Source organism: Shinella sp. M27 (assembly GCF_049199905.1).
GTDB lineage: Bacteria > Pseudomonadota > Alphaproteobacteria > Rhizobiales > Rhizobiaceae > Shinella.
The window spans coordinates 45,794-61,923 of the sequence record NZ_JBLZPK010000044.1 but is presented as its reverse complement, the minus strand read 5'-3'; the positions used below and the strand labels follow the sequence as shown (position 1 = coordinate 61,923).

Here is a 16,130-nt window from a genome sequence, read left to right as displayed (position 1 = left end):
GTGGGTTGAATAATTTCCGTTAGAACTGCCAGCTACCGAAGCGGTCATGGAAGCTTCTGATTCGGCTGACCATCTTCCGACCCCGCAACGCACTACCGCAAGCGAACAGCATAAGGGACAGGCTCAGCACAGGTGTCAACCAAGCATCGGAATCGCTTCTCCCATCAAACACAATGAGCAAGACAGTTCCCATCGCCGCGAAGAAGATCATTCCGAAGTCGTATTGCTTTGAAAGGCTCGTGAGCCGGGCCGAATGTCGGGCATAGCGCAGTTGCCTTGCCAACTTTCGTTTTTCAGATGCCAATTGATCGCGCTGGCGCCCGATTGCGTAAAAACCCTGTTCGATTTTCTGTTCAAAGCTCGACTTATTCATATTGCTGACCTCAGATATTTCTCTGCAATTTCCTCTGTGAATTCGCCGTGCTGTTCGGCGTAGTCGATTAGGAACCGGATGAGCTTCAAGCGCTTATCCGGTTCCACCTGACAGTTTTCCCGCACGATAAAGGCATCAACTTGGTTCGTGACCTCGTGATAGAGATCGACCCTGTCGCGATTGTAGGGGCTGCCTTCCCCGGTCATCATCCAGACTGGATTGACGTTGAACTTCGTGTAGAGCGAGCGCAGTACGCGAACGGGAATCTCTCGTTGGCCGCGCTCATAGGTATTGTAGCCGCCCTGGGAGACCTCAAGCGCTTCCGCAAAGGGGATCTGTTTCAATCCCGAGTTTTCCCGGATCATCGCCAAACGTTTGCCCATCTGAATGAGCAGCGTGTCTTGCGTCGAATTATTATTTTTCTGATAATCGCGTTGCATTTTTGAGCTTGATGTGATTCTTTCGGGTTCATATCATTCTATCATCAGTTGGAGGTGAATTTCCAATGCAGGCGCAACTCTTGTCCCCCAAACAGCTCGCAGACCGTTCCGGATGGCCGGTCGCACGCATCCGCAATCTGATCGCCAAGCAGGAAATCCGCCATGTGCGAATCGGTGGAAGTCTGTTCCTGCCGGAAAACGCCGTGGATGAGTATCTTGCTGCGAATATGGTCGAGCCCAAGCAGAAGGCTTTGGCGCTTGTTGATAGCGCCTCCAGAGCGTGAGGAGCGGCACATGAAGCAGCAAGCCGAAGCGCTGGCCCCACGCCCCATTTACAAGGTCGCGGTCAGCCGCGTCCGTGCGGCGGAACTTCTCGACGTCTCGACGGGCACCTTTGACGACTGGGTTCGCCGTGGCCTTATGCCGAAAGGCGTGAAGATCGGCGCGTTGCGCCGTTGGGATGCCGAGGAAATCCGCGCTTCCTGGTACGACATCAAAGAACAGGGCTTGAGCGGAGAAGAAGACGATGGCGAAAACCCGTTTGATCACGCGGTTGGGTAGCCAGCGCGTCCCCTTCAAATATTGCTCGCGGGATATCGACCGGCACGGCAACGAGCGGTTCTATCTCCGCCTGCCAAACATGCCGAAGTATCGCATGACGTCCGTTTATCTGGACGAGGCGGGCAGCGTCACCCAAGCGTTTACCGAGGAATATCATCGCGTTCTGGCTGGCGATCGTGGTGAAAAAACTGTCCCGGTTTCCCGCCTAGAGCCGGGTTCGGTTCGTTGGCTGGTCGAGACCTACTACCAATCAAAGACTTTCCAGAGCTACTCGCCTGCCACGCAGAAGGACAAAAAGAGCGTTCTCAATCGCTACTGTGAAGTGGTGGGGAATTACCCCTTTAAGCAAATGCGCAAGAGCGACATCGAGAAGAGCCAGATGAAACGCCGTGATACTCCCGGCGCGGCCGACAAGCTGGTGAAGTACCTGAAGGCGCTCTTCAATTGGGCCATCAGCGCGGAGTTGGCGACATTCAATCCCACGAACGGCGTCACCAAAATCCATAAGTCTCCCGGTTTCCATACGTGGAGCGAAGCGGAAGTGGCGCGCTATCGCGCAGACTATCCGCTCGGCTCCACAGCTCGGCTTGCAATGGAATTGATGCTGAATTTGGGCGTCAGACGCTCAGACCTTGTCAAACTCGGTTGGCGGAACCTGGTCGGAGACCGCATCGAATTCATGCCGGAGAAGGGGTCGAAAAAATACGCGCAGTCCATCAGCCTGCCGGTTACAGACGAGCTTGGCGAGGCCCTGGATCAGATAACGCATGATCAGCCGACCTTTCTTATCACCGAATACGGCAAGGCGTTCAGCGGGAACGGCTTCGGCAACAAGATGCGCCAGTGGTGCAACGACGCCGATTTACCGGAATGCTCCGCGCACGGCCTGAGAAAAGCGTCTGCGACGATCCTCGCCGAGGCCGGCGCGACCGAACATCAGTTGATGGCGATCTTCGGCTGGTCTGATTCCAAGATGGCGCAGCACTACACGAAAGCCGCCCAATCCAAGCGCATCATCGATGCCGGTTTCGAGCGCCGCAAAACCTATGTGGCCCGCAAAAATGTCCCACTTTCATCGAGCCGGAATTCCGGTGAGACAAATCGAGGAAAAAACGATGGAAAAACAACGCCTGAAGACAGAAATGGTGGGCCCGGAGGGACTCGAACCCCCAACCAAGCGGTTATGAGCCGCCGGCTCTAACCATTGAGCTACAGGCCCGATCCGACGATTTGCCGGGGCCGTCGGTCAATGGCGGCCGACGGGTGGAAAATCGTCTAGACGAAATCGGGCTTCCTCACAAGCGCTGCCGTATTCTCTACACAATGACGAGAGAAGAACGGGACAAGGGACACAACTATCAGGAGATATTCCAATATGGCCCACGGAATCCTCGGCCGCCGCACCGGCGCCGGTCTTGTCGCACTTTCGCTTGCTCTCGCCGCCGCCCTCCCGCTTGCTGCGAAGGCTGAAGATGGCGCCAAGCCGCGTGAAGCGACGATCGTCGTCACCGGTGAAGGCTCGGCCGAAGTCGCGCCCGACATGGCGCTGATCGACCTTGGCGTCGTCAAAGATGCCAAGACCGCCCGCGAGGCGCTCGACGCCAACAACAAGGCCATGGCCGAAATCCTCGCCGCCCTGAAGGAAGCCGGCATCGCGGAGCGCGACCTGCAGACGTCGGGCTTCATGATCAACCCGCAGTACCAGTATCCGCAGAGCTCGAACGGCGAAAACCCGCCGCCGGTTCTGACGGGCTTCCAGGTCACAAATACCGTAACCTTGCGCGTGCGCGATCTCTCCAAGCTCGGCGAGATCATGGACAAGGCCGTGACGCTCGGCGCCAACCAGGGCGGCGGCATTCGCTTCACCAACGACAAGCCGGAAACGGCCGTCAGCGCGGCGCGCAAGAAGGCCGTCGAGAATGCCATGGCCAAGGCCAAGGAATTGACGGATGCCGCCGGCGTCGGGCTTGGCCGCGTTCTGGAAATCTCGGAGACGAGCTATCGCGCCGAACCGATGCCGATGATGCGCGCCATGGCCAAGGACTATGCCGCCGAAGGCGGCGCCGTGCCGCTCGCCACCGGTGAGAACAGCTACTCCGTCGTCGTCAACGTGACCTTCGCCCTCGGCAAGTGAACGGCACGAAACGGAATACATGACAGGGGCCGGGAAACCGGCCCCTTTTTGTTTGCGCATGCCAATCCCCGGAGCGCACCCTTCCCCTCCTGCCCCCTCGCAGGGAACAAAAGGTCTCATCGCGCGGCATCCATTTTCCGCGCATCCACCCACTCGCCCAAAACGCAAAAACCCTCCCGGCTTGCGCCGAGAGGGTGGCCGTTCGCCGGCCGGGGGTGACAAGACGAACGGCTTTCGTTCAGGCAGCGGCCGGAAAACCGGCCCGCCCTTAACGCCAGAGAACCGGGCAGTGACGGTCGTTGGCGAAGACGACGCGGCTATAACCGCCGTGGCGGAAACCTTCGACAACGACCTTGCGCGGCGTGATGTCGGCGATGCGGGCACGGCGCAGGCCGAGATCGCGTGCCTTGGCGACGGCGAAGTCCGGCGAGCAGCGACCGCGGTGACCCCAGTCACCACCATGGCGGCGGTCGTCGCGGCGATCCCAGCGATCACGTCGCTCCCAACGATCCCACCGGTCGCGGCGATCGCCGCGGCGGTCCCAGCGATCGTTGTCACGGCCATAATCCTGAATTTCGAGGAACCCGTTGCGGTAGCCGACCTGCTCGATCGAGAGGTTGATATCGGTTGCGGACGCGGCAGGCGCCACGGCGGTCAAGGCGCCAAGGCCGAGAAGGGCGGCGAGCATGGTCTTTTTCAGAAAATGGGTCATCGAGGTCTCCTGTTCGCTCTGCCCTGGCCGTCTTGCGTCGGGCGATTGAGGAGACCTTAGGGCCGCGTGCCTGAACGCAGGCCGAAGCGGCCGTTCAGCCTGCGTTCAACTTCATGAACCCGTGAAGAAGGCCATGCGGGTAATCACCCCGTCCTCCAGCTCGAGCAGCAGAATCTTTTCTTTGGAATAGCTGCCGCCGGCTAGGTTTCCGCGGGCCGTAAGGCGGATGGCGACAGTGTTGCCGGGCGGATCGCTCATCACCAGGGCATCCTGGTAGGTTTCGTCATTCGCCGCGAAATGCCGGACAAAGCGCTCGCGCAGGGCCTCGCGTCCATTGTCGCTGCCCTCGCCGATCCCGGAAAGCGCGACGTCCTCATTCACCTTGGCGGCGAGTGCTGCGAAATCGCGAGCGTTCAGCGCCTCGATCACGGCATGAGCGATATTTTCGGTGTTTGCCATGGAGGCCTCCTTTTCCCGGGTTTCCGCAGCAACGGTTCACCCGACAAATCGGTTCCGTCAAGAACCGAGATGCAGGACGATTTCGCGGCGATGCGGCCGGTCGCGATGTTCGAAGAGATAGAGGCCCTGCCAAGTGCCGAGCGCCAGCCGGCCGCCCATTACGGGGATGCCGATGGAGACCTGGGTGAGCGCCGCCTTGATATGGGCCGGCATGTCGTCAGGCCCCTCCAGCGTGTGCACGATCCAGCGCATGCTCGGGTCGTCGGACGGCGGCACGAGGCGGCGGAAGAACTGATCGAGATCGCGCCGCACATCCGGGTCGGCATTTTCCTGAATGAGCAGAGAACAGGAGGTGTGACGCACGAAGACGGTGAGCAGGCCCGTTTCCAGGCCTGCATCCCGCACGAATGTCTCGGCCTCGCCGGTGAACTCGTAGAGCCCCTGCCCGCGGGTTGGAAGGGTCAGGATAGTCTGCGGCATCCGCGCCTCAGCCGATCGCCCAGAACAGGCCGCCGACGACCACGATGAAGGCCAGGATCACGCCCATGAATCGGGCGAGCCCCATATTCGTATCCGTCGTATCGCCGACGATGGCATAGTAGAGATCGAGCATGGCAAGGCCTTTCTTCCGGTGTCCTCCGTGATAGCCCAGCTGCGCCGGGCTCACAACTCGACGATCGCCTGGAAGCCGCCATAGATCATGCGCTTGCCGTCGAAGACATCCTTCCAGTCGTCGCCCTTCAGCCGCTCGTCGGCCATCACCTTGGCGACGATTTCGTCACGTTTTTCGCGGGATTCGTAGGTGACCCACGAGAAAATCACGATCTCCTCGTCCTTCACCTGCACGGCACGCGGGAATGAGGTGAGCTCGCCATAGGGCACGTCGTCGCCCATGCATTCGACATAGTCGATCGCGCCGTGTTCCTTCCAGACGGCGCCAGCGGTGCGCGCCATCGCCTTATAGGCCTCGACATTGGCCTTCGGCACGGCGAGCAGAAATCCATCCACATAGGTCATGATCGTCTCCTCCTTCGGTTTAAGACCTTCAGAGGACGTGGGGCGCCATGCCAATCCGACAAGGGGCGTGCACTTTTTGTGCCCGGTTACCAGGCGCCGCAGTTCCGCAACTGGCGCGAATAGCTGGAGGCCATGTTGGCCGCCCGCTTCGCGCCGGCCTTCGCCGTAGCGCTCCAGTTGCCGCGCGAATAGCCGCCGTGGCCGTGATAATAGGCGATGTAGAGCCGGTAGGTATCGTTGAGCGCGATGCCGTTCTTGCGGTTGCTCTCGGCGTGGTACCAGGCGATGAAGCGGATCGCGTCTTTGAAATCGGTGCGCTTGGCCATCCAGCGGCCGGTCACGCGCTTGTAGCTCGCCCAGGTGCCGTCCAGCGCCTGCGAGAAGCCGAGCGCCGTCGATTGGCGCTTCCACGGAATGAAGCCAAGAAGCTTGGTGCGCGGCGGGCGCGCATTATGGCGGAAGCCGGATTCGGTGTAGATCGTCGCCATCAGCACGGCGACGGGAACGCCATATTCGCGCTCGGCACTGTAGGCGGCGCGCCGCCAGTTATCCCAAAGGCCGTCGCGCTGCTCGAAGATGGCACAGGCATTCTGCGTCTGTCTTGGAACCGACGCACAGCCAGCGAGCAGCAGGAGGACGACGATCAATACGCAACGCATCGCTAATCCTCGAAAATTTCCGGATATTTATAATTGGTAAATCTTAAGGATTGGTTTTGATTCAACTGCGGTTCATCGTCTTCCATTCACGGTCGTGATCCGCCCATCAAATATGCAAATGCATTATTTTGTTGCGCTTTTTGCCCTCGCGGCCTAATCAATCTGCAGCACGCCGGACCCTCACGCATGATTGTTCCGGAGCGTGATTTGCCCCCTCCCCACCGGATTTCGTGCTTACGCCATCCGGGTGCGGGAAGGTTTGCGACCGGGCCCTCCCAAGGCCTCTAGTTCAGGAGAACGACCCATGAAGAAGCCTCTTTTCGCCGCTGCTGCCCTCGCGGCATCCGTCGCCTTCGCACCGCTGGCGCATGCCGACATCGTCATCGGCCTCATCGCGCCGCTGACCGGCCCGGTCGCCGCCTATGGCGACCAGGTCAAGAACGGCGCGGAAGCAGCCGTTGCCAACATCAACAAGAACGGCGGCATCCTCGGCGAACAGGTCGTGCTGAAGCTGACCGACGATGCCGGTGAACCCAAGCAGGGCGTCTCGGCGGCCAACCAGATCGTCGGCGAAGGCATTCGCTTCGTGGTCGGCCCGGTCACCTCGGGCGTCGCCATCCCGGCCTCCGACGTTCTGGCCGAAAACGGCATCCTGATGGTCACCCCGACCGCGACGGCACCGGACCTGACGGCCCGCGGCCTCACCAACGTTCTGCGCACCTGCGGTCGTGACGACCAGCAGGCCGAAGTCGCCGCTGCCTATGTTCTGGAAAAGCTGAAGGACAAGAAGGTCGCCATCGTCCATGACAAGGGCGCCTACGGCAAGGGTCTGGCAGACGCCTTCAAGGCCGCGATCAACAAGGGCGGCATCACCGAGGCACTCTACGATTCGGTCACACCCGGCGAGAAGGATTTCAGCGCGCTGCTCACCCGTCTCAAGGCCGACGGCGTCGAAGTCATCTATTTCGGCGGCTACCACCCGGAAGGCGGCCTGCTTGCCCGCCAGCTGAAGGATCTCTCCGTCAACGCCACGATCATCGGCGGTGAAGGCCTGTCGAACAGCGAATACTGGGCGATCGGCAACGAAGCCGCTGCCGGCACGCTCTTCACCAATGCGTCGGACGCACTGAAGAACCCGGATTCCTCGGCGGCCGTCGCCGTGCTGAAGGAAAAGGGCATCCCGCCGGAAGCCTTCACGCTCAACGCCTATGCCGCCGTCGAAGTTCTGAAGGCCGGCATCGAGAAGGCCGGCAGCGCCGAAGACGCCGCCGCCGTCACGACGGCGCTGAAGTCGGGCGAACCGATCGCAACCGCCATCGGCAAGCTCACCTACGGCGAAAACGGCGACCTCACCTCGCAGAGCTTCTCGCTCTTCAAGTGGGAAGACGGCAAGATCGTCGCCGCCGAGTAAGGCTTTTGCACTTTGAAAATGCGGACGCCGGGGTTTTTACCCCGGCGTTTTTGTTTGTGGGCGCTTCACCGTCCCGCGCGAAATTTCTCCTTCAGCCGCGCGATATCCGCAGCACTCCAGTCCGTCACACCGGTCACGGCAATCCACGGCTCGACATAGTGCTCGCCGGCATAGACATGGCCGAGCCCCATGGGCGTGGTCGTTGCCATGGCGAGGTCGAGCGTCAATTGCAGGAAGGTGACGACCGGATACCATTGGAAATCCGGCGAGACATCAGGCCCACGCGGCGAAGCCATCCAGGCCGGTTGGCGGTAGAAGGCGTAGGGGTCGTAGAAGACGATGGGATCGCTGGCATATTGCAGATAGACGATACGCATCGGCCCCCAATGGTCGCCCGCCTCCGGCAGCGCATTGCGCTGGCTGGTGAAGCGCACATAGGAACCGTCACGGAAGCGCGGAAGCCAGGCCGGCGTATCGGGATTGCGGTCCGCCGTCATCTTGCGCCAGATACGGCTCGGGAATGGCGGGCCGGACCAGAGCGCGCCCTGATAGGGATCGCCGATCACCTCGAACAGCTCCGCCGATTGCTCCGACGACAGCGCACCGAGGCTCAAACCATAGAGATAGAGTTTGGGCCGGCTTTCCTTCGGCAGGCTCGTCCAGTGATCATAAATGGCATGGAAAAGCGCACGCGCGGCCTCCGCGCCATAGTCCGGCTCGGCAAGCAGCGAAAGCCAGCTCGCCAGATAGGAATACTGGATGGCGACGCTGGCGATATCGCCATGATGCAGGTACTCGACCGTGTCGATGCCCTCAGGGTCGACCCAGCCCGTGCCGGTCGGCATGATGACGATGAGCGTCGAGCGCTCGAAGCCGCCGACGCGGATCAGTTCGTCCAATGCGATCTTCGCCCGCTCCTCCGGGGTGTCACCGGCATTGAGGCCGGCATAGACCCGCAACGGCTCCATCGCCGGCTTGCCGGTGAAATCGGCGATGTCCTTGGCGCTCGGCCCGCTTGCTACATAGGAGCGGCCCATCCGGCCAAGCGCGTCCCAGCGCACCAGCGAGGCGGCGCTGCCGGATTTCAGGGGATCGGTGGGTTCGGCGGTGTCGGGCTCGATCACCTGGTCGAGCCGGCGGAAGGAGGAATCCGCCGTATGCAGCACGAAGCGCACCAGCACGCCGTCCGCCAGCGTCCAGAACAGCGTCGCCGCCAGCGCCGTGCCGATGACATAGGAGAGCCTGCGCGGCGCTGCCCGGCGCGAGGTGCTGGCGAAGAGTTTGACCAGCAGTGCAAAGAAACGGCCAAGGCCGATGAAGAGCGTAAAGACGACAAGGGCAATCAGGCCAACATAGAAGGGATGCGCCGTCTCGATCGGCGGCAGCATCATCAGCGTGCGGATGGAGTTCTGCCATTCGGCGGTGCGCCAGAGGAAGACCAGCACCACGACGCCGCAGACGCCGCCCGCTGCCGCCTTCAGCCCCAGCCGCACCCGATCCTTCGGCTCCGGCAGTTCCAGCCAGAACCACAAGAGCGACAACAGCACGCCGAGACCGTAACCGCAGGCCATGGCGACACCGGAGAGCAGGCCCTGGGTGATGTAGGTGCGCGGCAGGAGGCTCGGCGTCAGCGATGCCGCAAAGAACAGCGTGCCGAGCACGAGGCCGGTTGCGGAGAAGGAGAGGAGAAAACGCCAGACCCGATCCCGCACAGCACGCTCCTTTCGCATCCAGGCCCAAACCTTGCACGGCAGCCGCCGGGAGGCAACACGGCAGGCCGAAATGCAAAAGCCCCGCGGCCTTTCGGAGCGCGGGGCTTTTCGTGTCTGTTGCGTCGCCTCAGCTGTCGAGGAACGAACGCAGCTTGCGCGAGCGGCTCGGGTGCTTCAGCTTGCGCAGCGCCTTCGCCTCGATCTGGCGGATACGTTCGCGGGTAACCGAGAATTGCTGGCCGACTTCTTCCAGCGTGTGGTCGGTGTTCATGCCGATGCCGAAGCGCATGCGCAGGACGCGCTCTTCGCGCGGCGTCAGCGACGCCAGCACGCGGGTCGTCGTCTCGCGCAGGTTCGCCTGGATGGCGGCGTCGATCGGCAGGAGCGCGTTCTTGTCCTCGATGAAGTCGCCGAGGTGCGAATCTTCTTCGTCCCCGACAGGCGTTTCCAGCGAGATCGGCTCCTTGGCGATCTTCAGGACCTTGCGGACCTTTTCGAGCGGCATGGCGAGCTTTTCGGCCAGTTCTTCCGGGGTCGGCTCGCGGCCGATCTCGTGCAGCATCTGGCGCGACGTGCGGACGATCTTGTTGATCGTCTCGATCATGTGCACCGGAATGCGGATCGTGCGCGCCTGGTCGGCGATCGAGCGGGTGATCGCCTGACGGATCCACCACGTCGCGTAGGTGGAGAACTTGTAGCCGCGGCGATACTCGAACTTGTCGACCGCCTTCATGAGGCCGATATTGCCTTCCTGGATGAGATCGAGGAACTGAAGGCCACGGTTGGTGTACTTCTTGGCAATCGAGATCACGAGACGAAGGTTGGCTTCCACCATCTCCTTCTTGGCGATGCGGGCTTCGCGCTCGCCCTTCTGCACCATCGAGACGATGCGGCGGAATTCGGCGATCGAAATGCCGGTTTCCGTGGCAAGGTTCTGGATCTCCTGACGGATGTCGCGGATCGTCGTGTTTTCGCTCTTGGCGAATTCCTTCCAGCCGCGGGCGGCCAGATTGGCGATCGACTTCATCCAGTTCGGATCGAGTTCCGCACCGGAATACTGTTCGAGGAACGAGTCGCGCTTCACTCCATAGCTCTCAGCGAGACGCAGCAGACGGCCCTCGTTCTGCATCAGGCGCTTGGAGATGTCGTAAAGCTGCTCGACGAGGCTGTCGACGCGGTTCTGGTTGAGCGACAGCGACTTGACGGCCGTGATCAGCTCGTCCTTGAGCTCCTTGTAGCGGCGCTCCTGGGCGGGCGACAGCGTGCCGGTGGCCTGCAGGCGGGCTTCCACCTGCTGGTCCTGCAGCTTGCGCAGCTTCTTGTAGGTCTCGGCGATCGTGTCGAGCGTTTCCATGACCTGCGGACGCAGTTCCGCTTCCATGGCGGCGAGCGAGAGGTTCGACTCGTCGTCGTCCTCTTCCTCTTCCTCCGGCGGCAGGCCCTCGCCGCCGACATTGGTGATGTCGTCGTCGTTGGCGGCGCGCGGCCGGCGGTTCTTTTCCTTCTCTTCGGCCGCCTTGCGGTCGGCCTCGATCTTTTCCGGGCTCTGGAACTGCGGGGCAGCCTTCGCCTCGGGACCGGAATAGGTCGTCTCGAGGTCGATGATCTCGCGCAGCAGCGTCTGGCCTTCGTTGAGTTCATCCCGCCAGATGATGATGGCCTGGAACGTCAGCGGGCTCTCACAGAGGCCGGCGATCATCGTCTCGCGGCCGGCTTCGATGCGCTTGGCGATGGCGATTTCGCCCTCGCGCGACAGGAGCTCCACGGAGCCCATCTCGCGTAGGTACATGCGCACCGGATCGTCCGTGCGGTCGGTCGGCTCTTTCTTCTTGGCGGCCGCAAGGGCGGTGCCGCTGGAAGGGGCGAGCTCGCCGCCTTCGCTCTCATTGTCGTCGTCGCCGCCGTCGTCTTCGCCCGGAGCCGCCTCTTCGGCGTCCTCGTCCTCGATGACATTGATGCCCATGTCGGAGAGCATGGACATCGTGTCCTCGATCTGCTCCGAGGTCACTTCCTCGGACGGCAGAACCGAATTCAGCTCATCCATGGTCACATAGCCGCGCTTCTTGGCGGCCTTGATCATCTTCTTGACGGCATCATCGGAAAGATCGAGAAGAGGGCCGTCGGATGCGCCTTCGCGTTCGTTTTCGACTTCCTCGTTCTCTTTGACCTTTGTCGCCATTTATTTCGTCGCTTTCTTGAGCATCCAGTTTTCAAGCGGTCAGGGTTTCCGCAGCCGAGCGCCCTTCGGCTTGCGCAATCGCCTCTCGGCGCTCCTGACCTAACGGATTGACAATTAAATCCTGATTAACCACAGCCCGGCCCGCCGGCTTGTGGACGTGTCGCCAAGGCGACACAATTGACATGACTTCCCGATCCGCCGTACCCATTCCTTCTCAGCCAACAATGGTGATTCCCAGAATTTTCGGTTCCGTCAAGCTTTTCCGGTAAAAAAGCCGTAAAAGGCTCCGATTCGGGTTCGCGAATATGAAAGTCGACGGATCCGGGCGATTGAGCCTTCATGTAGGCGTAAATCGTAAAAAGGCAAGAGCCAACCGCGCCTCACCCCGCACACCCGTCGGCACCGCGATTCGCACGCCAGGGTTTAAACGGGCCTTTCAGAACGAGCGCCCGTCCACCTTGTTGATCGTCAATGTCTCAAGATCGATCGCCGGAAGGCAGCGCAGATTGACCGCCGCCATCCTGTTTCCGTTGGGATCAGACCCTTCGCCATAGGGCGCAATCCCGCACTTGGCGCAGAAGTGGTGCTGGATGACGTGGCGGTTGAACGTGTATGTCGAGACGTTCTCCTTCGGCGTCGTCAGCCGCAGGTTTTCCGCCGGCACGAAGGCGAGCAGCCCGCCGCGCCGACGGCACAGGGAACAGTTGCAGTCGAGCCCGCTGTCGAAGTCGCCCTCCACCTCGAAGGCGATATTTCCGCAATGGCAGCTTCCTTCGTACTTCATGCCAAATCCTCCTTTAATGCCAGTCCATCACAACCTTACCGGAATTGCCCGAGCGCATCGCCTCGAAGCCGTCCCGGAAGTCGTTTATCCCGATGCGGTGGGTGATGATCGGTGACAGATCGAGCCCACCCTGCACGAAGGCGATCATCTTGTACCAGGTCTCGAACATTTCGCGGCCATAGATGCCCTTTAGCGTCAGCATCTTGAAGATCACCTTGTTCCAGTCGATGCCGAAGCCATCGGGCGCAATGCCGAGAATGGCGATCTTGCCGCCATTGTTCATCGTGTCGATCATCGAGCGGAAGGCCGGTGGCGCACCGGACATTTCAAGGCCGACGTCGAAGCCCTCCGTCATGCCGATCTCGTTCATGACGTCCTTCAGGTCCTGGCGGGACGCGTCGACGACATAGTCGATGCCGACCTTGCGCGCGAGATCGAGGCGGACGGGATTGATATCGGTGATGACGACCTTGCGCGCCCCGGAGCGTTTGGCCACCATCGCCCCCATGATGCCGATCGGCCCGGCGCCGGTGACGAGCACATCCTCTCCGACGAGATCGAAGGAAAGCGCGGTGTGCACGGCATTGCCGAAGGGATCGAAGATCGCCGCCACCTCGTCGGGCACGTCATCGGGGATCGGCACGACATTGTATTCGGGAATGCAGACGAACTCGCCGAAGGAGCCCGGCCGGTTGACGCCGACGCCCTTGGTGTAGTGGCAGAGATGTCCCCGCCCGGCGCGGCAGTTGCGGCACTTGCCGCAGACGATATGCCCCTCGCCGGAAACGCGTTCGCCCGCCTTGTACTTGGTGACCGACGATCCGACCTCGGCGATCTCGCCGACGAATTCATGGCCAACGACCATCGGCACCGGAATGGTCTTCTGCGCCCATTGGTCCCAGTTCCAGATATGCACATCCGTGCCGCAGATCGCCGACTTTTTCACCCGGATCAGCACGTCGTTCGGGCCGACCTCCGGCACCGGCACAGTCTCCATCCACAGGCCGACTTCGGGTTTTGCTTTAACCAGCGCGCGCATCATGTTCGACATGACGAAACCTCCGCAAGGGATTCAGAAGACTCAGGCAATCACGCCCAGTTCACGTCCGACTTCAGCAAAGACCTGTATAGCCTTGCGAATATCCGCCTCGCTGTGCGCCGCCGACATCTGGGTGCGGATGCGCGCCTGGCCGCGCGGTACGACGGGGAAAGAAAAGCCGACGACATAGACGCCCTTTGCCAGCATGCGGCTTGCCATGTCCTGCGCGAGCGTTGCGTCGCCGAGCATGACGGGAATGATCGCATGCCCCTCTCCCGCCAGCGTGAAGCCGAGCTTGGTCATCTCGCTACGGAACAGATCGGCATTGGCATAGAGACGCCGCCGCAGCGCATCGCCATTGTCGATGAGATCGAAGACCTTGAGCGAGGCGGCTGCGATGACCGGAGCGAGCGTGTTGGAAAACAGATAGGGCCGCGAGCGCTGGCGCAGCCATTCGACCACCTCGCGCCTGCCCGACGTATAGCCGCCCGAGGCCCCACCGAGCGCCTTGCCGAGCGTGCCGGTGATGATGTCGACACGGCCCTCGACGCCGCAATGTTCGGCCGAGCCGCGGCCATGTTTGCCCACGAAGCCGACGGCATGGCTGTCGTCCACCATGACCATCGCACCGTATTTTTCAGCCAAGTCGCAGACGCCGCCGAGATTAGCGATGATGCCGTCCATCGAGAAGACACCGTCGGTCGCGATCATCTTGAAGCGACTGCCCTCAGCCTTCTTCAATTCCTCTTCCAGCGCCGCCATGTCGTTGTTGGCATAGCGGAAGCGCTTCGCCTTGGAGAGGCGCACGCCGTCGATGATCGAGGCATGGTTCAGCGCGTCGGAGATGATGGCGTCCTCCTCGGACAGCAGCGTCTCGAAGAGACCGCCGTTTGCATCGAAACAGGAGGAATAGAGGATCGTATCTTCCAGCCCGAGGAAGGAGGAGATGCGCGCCTCGAGCTCTTTGTGCTCCTCCTGCGTGCCGCAGATGAAGCGCACCGAAGCCATGCCGTAGCCGTAGCGATCGAGGGCCGCCTTGCCGGCCTCGGCCAGTTCCGCATTGTCGGCGAGGCCGAGATAGTTGTTAGCGCAAAAATTCAGCACGCGCTCACCCGATGCGACGGCGATCTCACCCGCCTGCTTGGAGGTGATGACGCGCTCCGATTTATAGAGGCCTGATGATTTCAGGCCGGCGATTTCGGATTGCAGATGGGTGATGAAGGCGGAGGTCATGGCGGGCACTCGCAAATACCGGAGGGAACGAAAGGCTTAGGCCGTACGCTGGGCATAGGCGGACAGCAGCGGCTCGAAATCCTCCATCGCGGGGAATTTCTCATAGCTGTGTTCGGCTGGCGTGGCCGCCCAGGCGAGCTTCTCGCTCGTATAGGTCTCGACGAAGGGACTGTACCAGCCGGTGTCCTCCAGCATGGTCGGCCGCACATTGACGAAGAAATCGAGGCCCTGCGGCCGGGTGAACATCCAGGTCATGCAGTCAGGGCAGAAATGATGCCCCGCTTCCCGGCTCGCCCCGGCAACGACCGGCTCGCCCTCGACGACGGCAAAACCCTCCGTCGGGATGGCCGCGCTCAGCGAATAGGCGCTGCCGGACATGCGCTGGCAGCCGGTGCAATGACAGGCCATGGTGATGAGCGGCGGCGCGCTGATGCGGATTTTCACCCGCCCGCAGCGACACGCGCCATCAAGCGGCAGTTTCGGTCGGTCCATGGGCTCGGCTCCCCTTCCGATTGACGCCGGCTTGTCTTTTTAGATCGTAATGCCGGCGAATGGCTCCACGATGATAGTTCTAGCGCAGCAAAAGCCCGCGTAAAGGGCGGCCATCAGCCTTTCCCGGTTTTCAAGCGCCGCTTTTCAGATGCGGTAGCAGGCGATGAGCAGGAACATCGGCCGGTTGAGCTCGACCTGCCATTCCGGATGCGCGGCAAGCTGCGCTTCGCTCGGCCGCCACTCCTCGACATGGCGGATCGCAAAACCCGCCGCGATCAGCGCATTCAGGGTCGTGCCGAGCGTGCGGTGATGCTTGACGACGCCTTTGGCGAGCCAGTCCGTCGTGCGCGGCCCCTCGACCAGATAGCCATCCACCGGCCAGACCGTGCGCCCGCTGACCTCGGCCCAATCCGGCGCCGACGGCGCCATGTAAAGCGGGTGCTCGATGGTGAAGACGAAGGGGGCACCCGGCGTGAGCGCGGTGTGGATGGTGCAGATGAGCCGGTCGAAATCCGCGACATAATGAAAGGCGAGCGAGGAATAGGCAAAGTCGAAACTGCCTTCCGGCAGGTCAAGATGATCAAGATCGGCAATCTCGTAACGCACCGCCGGTGAGGCCGTCTCCGCCTTCGCCCGCGCGATCATGTTTTCCGAGAGGTCGAGGGCCAGAACGCTCTCGGCCCCCTCGCCCGCCGCATAACGCGCAAACCAGCCGAAGCCGCAGCCGAGATCGACCACCCGCTTGCCCTTCAGGTCCGGCAACAGGGCACGCACCGATTCCCACTCCGCAGCGCCGGCCAAGCCGTGCACCGAACGCGGAAGGTTGCTGTAGCCCTCGAAGAAGGCGGGCTGGTCGTAGATATTCTGGGCCATGGGAGACTTCCTTTACGGCCCCGACATAACCCGGTTCCGGTCTTCGGCAAAG

At 61.6% G+C, this 16,130-nt stretch carries 19 protein-coding genes, 1 tRNA gene and 1 pseudogene; 5 read left to right on the top strand and 16 right to left on the bottom strand.

The genetic code is table 11. The annotated features are described in order from the left end of the window. Nucleotides 1–19 precede the first annotated feature (19 nt). Both ACOZK4_RS17560 and ACOZK4_RS17555 read right to left on the bottom strand, forming a co-directional pair. Complete coding sequence (locus tag ACOZK4_RS17560; RefSeq protein WP_421592995.1) at nucleotides 20–373, bottom strand: hypothetical protein; 354 nt, start codon at nucleotides 371–373, stop codon at nucleotides 20–22. Beyond that, the gene (locus ACOZK4_RS17555; protein WP_421592994.1) at nucleotides 370–813 is read right to left on the bottom strand and encodes a helix-turn-helix domain-containing protein; all 444 of its coding nucleotides are present in this window, start codon (nucleotides 811–813) and stop codon (nucleotides 370–372) included. Before ACOZK4_RS17555 ends, ACOZK4_RS17560 begins: the two co-directional genes overlap by 4 nt. Nucleotides 814–878: 65 nt before the next feature. On the opposite strand from ACOZK4_RS17555, the gene ACOZK4_RS17550 reads away from it, so the two are divergent. From ACOZK4_RS17550 to ACOZK4_RS17540, 3 genes and pseudogenes are all read left to right on the top strand, one after another. Further along, the gene (locus ACOZK4_RS17550) at nucleotides 879–1,097 is read left to right on the top strand and encodes a helix-turn-helix domain-containing protein (protein WP_142588004.1); all 219 of its coding nucleotides are present in this window, start codon (nucleotides 879–881) and stop codon (nucleotides 1,095–1,097) included. Between the two features lie 10 nt (nucleotides 1,098–1,107). Beyond that, nucleotides 1,108–1,374, top strand: coding sequence for a helix-turn-helix transcriptional regulator (locus tag ACOZK4_RS17545; protein ID WP_421592993.1), 267 nt, complete (start codon nucleotides 1,108–1,110; stop codon nucleotides 1,372–1,374). Next, nucleotides 1,340–2,317: pseudogene (locus ACOZK4_RS17540) on the top strand (site-specific integrase); the annotation flags it as partial. The gene ACOZK4_RS17545 and the pseudogene ACOZK4_RS17540, both read left to right, overlap by 35 nt. Nucleotides 2,318–2,517: 200 nt before the next feature. Here ACOZK4_RS17540 and ACOZK4_RS17535 read toward each other — a convergent pair. After that, nucleotides 2,518–2,593 (bottom strand) — tRNA-Ile (locus ACOZK4_RS17535). A gap of 156 nt (nucleotides 2,594–2,749) precedes the next feature. Here ACOZK4_RS17535 and ACOZK4_RS17530 point away from each other — a divergent pair. Next, on the top strand, nucleotides 2,750–3,508 hold the full coding sequence (locus tag ACOZK4_RS17530) for an SIMPL domain-containing protein (RefSeq protein WP_421592992.1): 759 nt from the start codon (nucleotides 2,750–2,752) through the stop codon (nucleotides 3,506–3,508). A gap of 268 nt (nucleotides 3,509–3,776) precedes the next feature. Here ACOZK4_RS17530 and ACOZK4_RS17525 read toward each other — a convergent pair whose 3' ends face one another. From ACOZK4_RS17525 to ACOZK4_RS17500, 6 genes are all read right to left on the bottom strand, one after another. Further along, entirely contained in the window at nucleotides 3,777–4,220 is a 444-nt protein-coding gene (locus ACOZK4_RS17525; RefSeq protein ID WP_421592991.1) for a hypothetical protein, read from the bottom strand. Between the two features lie 111 nt (nucleotides 4,221–4,331). Beyond that, a complete protein-coding gene (locus ACOZK4_RS17520) occupies nucleotides 4,332–4,679 on the bottom strand; it encodes a nuclear transport factor 2 family protein (protein WP_421592990.1) in 348 nt (115 codons plus the stop codon). 57 nt (nucleotides 4,680–4,736) lie between these two features. Further along, nucleotides 4,737–5,159: a secondary thiamine-phosphate synthase enzyme YjbQ gene (locus tag ACOZK4_RS17515; RefSeq protein ID WP_313522932.1), complete on the bottom strand. Its 423-nt coding sequence runs from the start codon at nucleotides 5,157–5,159 to the stop codon at nucleotides 4,737–4,739. A 7-nt stretch (nucleotides 5,160–5,166) separates the two neighbouring features. Continuing rightward, complete coding sequence (locus ACOZK4_RS17510) at nucleotides 5,167–5,292, bottom strand: hypothetical protein (RefSeq protein WP_298104968.1); 126 nt, start codon at nucleotides 5,290–5,292, stop codon at nucleotides 5,167–5,169. A 50-nt stretch (nucleotides 5,293–5,342) separates the two neighbouring features. Further along, nucleotides 5,343–5,696, bottom strand: coding sequence for a DUF1428 domain-containing protein (locus ACOZK4_RS17505; RefSeq protein WP_421592989.1), 354 nt, complete (start codon nucleotides 5,694–5,696; stop codon nucleotides 5,343–5,345). A gap of 86 nt (nucleotides 5,697–5,782) precedes the next feature. Further along, nucleotides 5,783–6,355 (bottom strand): transglycosylase SLT domain-containing protein, encoded by a 573-nt coding sequence (locus ACOZK4_RS17500; protein WP_421592988.1) that lies wholly within the window; start codon nucleotides 6,353–6,355, stop codon nucleotides 5,783–5,785. A 304-nt stretch (nucleotides 6,356–6,659) separates the two neighbouring features. Here ACOZK4_RS17500 and ACOZK4_RS17495 point away from each other — a divergent pair, with 304 nt between their 5' ends. Further along, entirely contained in the window at nucleotides 6,660–7,766 is a 1,107-nt protein-coding gene (locus ACOZK4_RS17495) for a branched-chain amino acid ABC transporter substrate-binding protein (RefSeq protein WP_421592987.1), read from the top strand. Between the two features lie 65 nt (nucleotides 7,767–7,831). On the opposite strand, the gene ACOZK4_RS17490 is transcribed toward ACOZK4_RS17495, so the two are convergent. The 7 genes from ACOZK4_RS17490 to ACOZK4_RS17460 all read right to left on the bottom strand — a co-directional run bounded on the left by ACOZK4_RS17490 (nucleotide 7,832) and on the right by ACOZK4_RS17460 (nucleotide 16,078). Further along, nucleotides 7,832–9,496 (bottom strand): alpha/beta hydrolase, encoded by a 1,665-nt coding sequence (locus ACOZK4_RS17490; RefSeq protein ID WP_421592986.1) that lies wholly within the window; start codon nucleotides 9,494–9,496, stop codon nucleotides 7,832–7,834. A 109-nt stretch (nucleotides 9,497–9,605) separates the two neighbouring features. Beyond that, nucleotides 9,606–11,657, bottom strand: a complete 2,052-nt coding sequence (gene rpoD, locus ACOZK4_RS17485) for an RNA polymerase sigma factor RpoD (protein ID WP_313522922.1) — start codon at nucleotides 11,655–11,657, stop codon at nucleotides 9,606–9,608. 436 nt (nucleotides 11,658–12,093) lie between these two features. Beyond that, on the bottom strand, nucleotides 12,094–12,441 hold the full coding sequence (locus ACOZK4_RS17480; protein ID WP_421592985.1) for a GFA family protein: 348 nt from the start codon (nucleotides 12,439–12,441) through the stop codon (nucleotides 12,094–12,096). 13 nt (nucleotides 12,442–12,454) lie between these two features. Then, entirely contained in the window at nucleotides 12,455–13,492 is a 1,038-nt protein-coding gene (gene tdh, locus ACOZK4_RS17475) for an L-threonine 3-dehydrogenase (protein WP_421592984.1), read from the bottom strand. A 30-nt stretch (nucleotides 13,493–13,522) separates the two neighbouring features. Next, on the bottom strand, nucleotides 13,523–14,713 hold the full coding sequence (locus ACOZK4_RS17470) for a glycine C-acetyltransferase (protein WP_421592983.1): 1,191 nt from the start codon (nucleotides 14,711–14,713) through the stop codon (nucleotides 13,523–13,525). A gap of 36 nt (nucleotides 14,714–14,749) precedes the next feature. Beyond that, nucleotides 14,750–15,205, bottom strand: a complete 456-nt coding sequence (locus ACOZK4_RS17465; protein WP_421592982.1) for a GFA family protein — start codon at nucleotides 15,203–15,205, stop codon at nucleotides 14,750–14,752. Nucleotides 15,206–15,349: 144 nt separating this feature from the next. Continuing rightward, nucleotides 15,350–16,078 (bottom strand): class I SAM-dependent methyltransferase, encoded by a 729-nt coding sequence (locus tag ACOZK4_RS17460; protein WP_421592981.1) that lies wholly within the window; start codon nucleotides 16,076–16,078, stop codon nucleotides 15,350–15,352. Nucleotides 16,079–16,130 lie beyond the last annotated feature (52 nt).

What these genes read in the sequence shown, in the direction of transcription:
- ACOZK4_RS17470 (WP_421592983.1), bottom strand. Translation starts at nt 14,713, where the DNA reads ATGACCTCCGCCTTCATCACCCATCTGCAATCCGAAATCGCCGGCCTG.
- ACOZK4_RS17555 (WP_421592994.1), bottom strand. Translation starts at nt 813, where the DNA reads ATGCAACGCGATTATCAGAAAAATAATAATTCGACGCAAGACACGCTG.
- ACOZK4_RS17515 (WP_313522932.1), bottom strand. Translation starts at nt 5,159, where the DNA reads ATGCCGCAGACTATCCTGACCCTTCCAACCCGCGGGCAGGGGCTCTAC.
- ACOZK4_RS17460 (WP_421592981.1), bottom strand. Translation starts at nt 16,078, where the DNA reads ATGGCCCAGAATATCTACGACCAGCCCGCCTTCTTCGAGGGCTACAGC.
- tdh (WP_421592984.1), bottom strand. Translation starts at nt 13,492, where the DNA reads ATGTCGAACATGATGCGCGCGCTGGTTAAAGCAAAACCCGAAGTCGGC.
- ACOZK4_RS17465 (WP_421592982.1), bottom strand. Translation starts at nt 15,205, where the DNA reads ATGGACCGACCGAAACTGCCGCTTGATGGCGCGTGTCGCTGCGGGCGG.
- ACOZK4_RS17520 (WP_421592990.1), bottom strand. Translation starts at nt 4,679, where the DNA reads ATGGCAAACACCGAAAATATCGCTCATGCCGTGATCGAGGCGCTGAAC.
- ACOZK4_RS17560 (WP_421592995.1), bottom strand. Translation starts at nt 373, where the DNA reads ATGAATAAGTCGAGCTTTGAACAGAAAATCGAACAGGGTTTTTACGCA.
- ACOZK4_RS17500 (WP_421592988.1), bottom strand. Translation starts at nt 6,355, where the DNA reads ATGCGTTGCGTATTGATCGTCGTCCTCCTGCTGCTCGCTGGCTGTGCG.
- ACOZK4_RS17505 (WP_421592989.1), bottom strand. Translation starts at nt 5,696, where the DNA reads ATGACCTATGTGGATGGATTTCTGCTCGCCGTGCCGAAGGCCAATGTC.
- ACOZK4_RS17530 (WP_421592992.1), top strand. Translation starts at nt 2,750, where the DNA reads ATGGCCCACGGAATCCTCGGCCGCCGCACCGGCGCCGGTCTTGTCGCA.
- ACOZK4_RS17545 (WP_421592993.1), top strand. Translation starts at nt 1,108, where the DNA reads ATGAAGCAGCAAGCCGAAGCGCTGGCCCCACGCCCCATTTACAAGGTC.
- ACOZK4_RS17490 (WP_421592986.1), bottom strand. Translation starts at nt 9,496, where the DNA reads ATGCGAAAGGAGCGTGCTGTGCGGGATCGGGTCTGGCGTTTTCTCCTC.
- ACOZK4_RS17510 (WP_298104968.1), bottom strand. Translation starts at nt 5,292, where the DNA reads ATGCTCGATCTCTACTATGCCATCGTCGGCGATACGACGGATACGAAT.
- ACOZK4_RS17495 (WP_421592987.1), top strand. Translation starts at nt 6,660, where the DNA reads ATGAAGAAGCCTCTTTTCGCCGCTGCTGCCCTCGCGGCATCCGTCGCC.
- ACOZK4_RS17550 (WP_142588004.1), top strand. Translation starts at nt 879, where the DNA reads ATGCAGGCGCAACTCTTGTCCCCCAAACAGCTCGCAGACCGTTCCGGA.
- ACOZK4_RS17480 (WP_421592985.1), bottom strand. Translation starts at nt 12,441, where the DNA reads ATGAAGTACGAAGGAAGCTGCCATTGCGGAAATATCGCCTTCGAGGTG.
- ACOZK4_RS17525 (WP_421592991.1), bottom strand. Translation starts at nt 4,220, where the DNA reads ATGACCCATTTTCTGAAAAAGACCATGCTCGCCGCCCTTCTCGGCCTT.
- rpoD (WP_313522922.1), bottom strand. Translation starts at nt 11,657, where the DNA reads ATGGCGACAAAGGTCAAAGAGAACGAGGAAGTCGAAAACGAACGCGAA.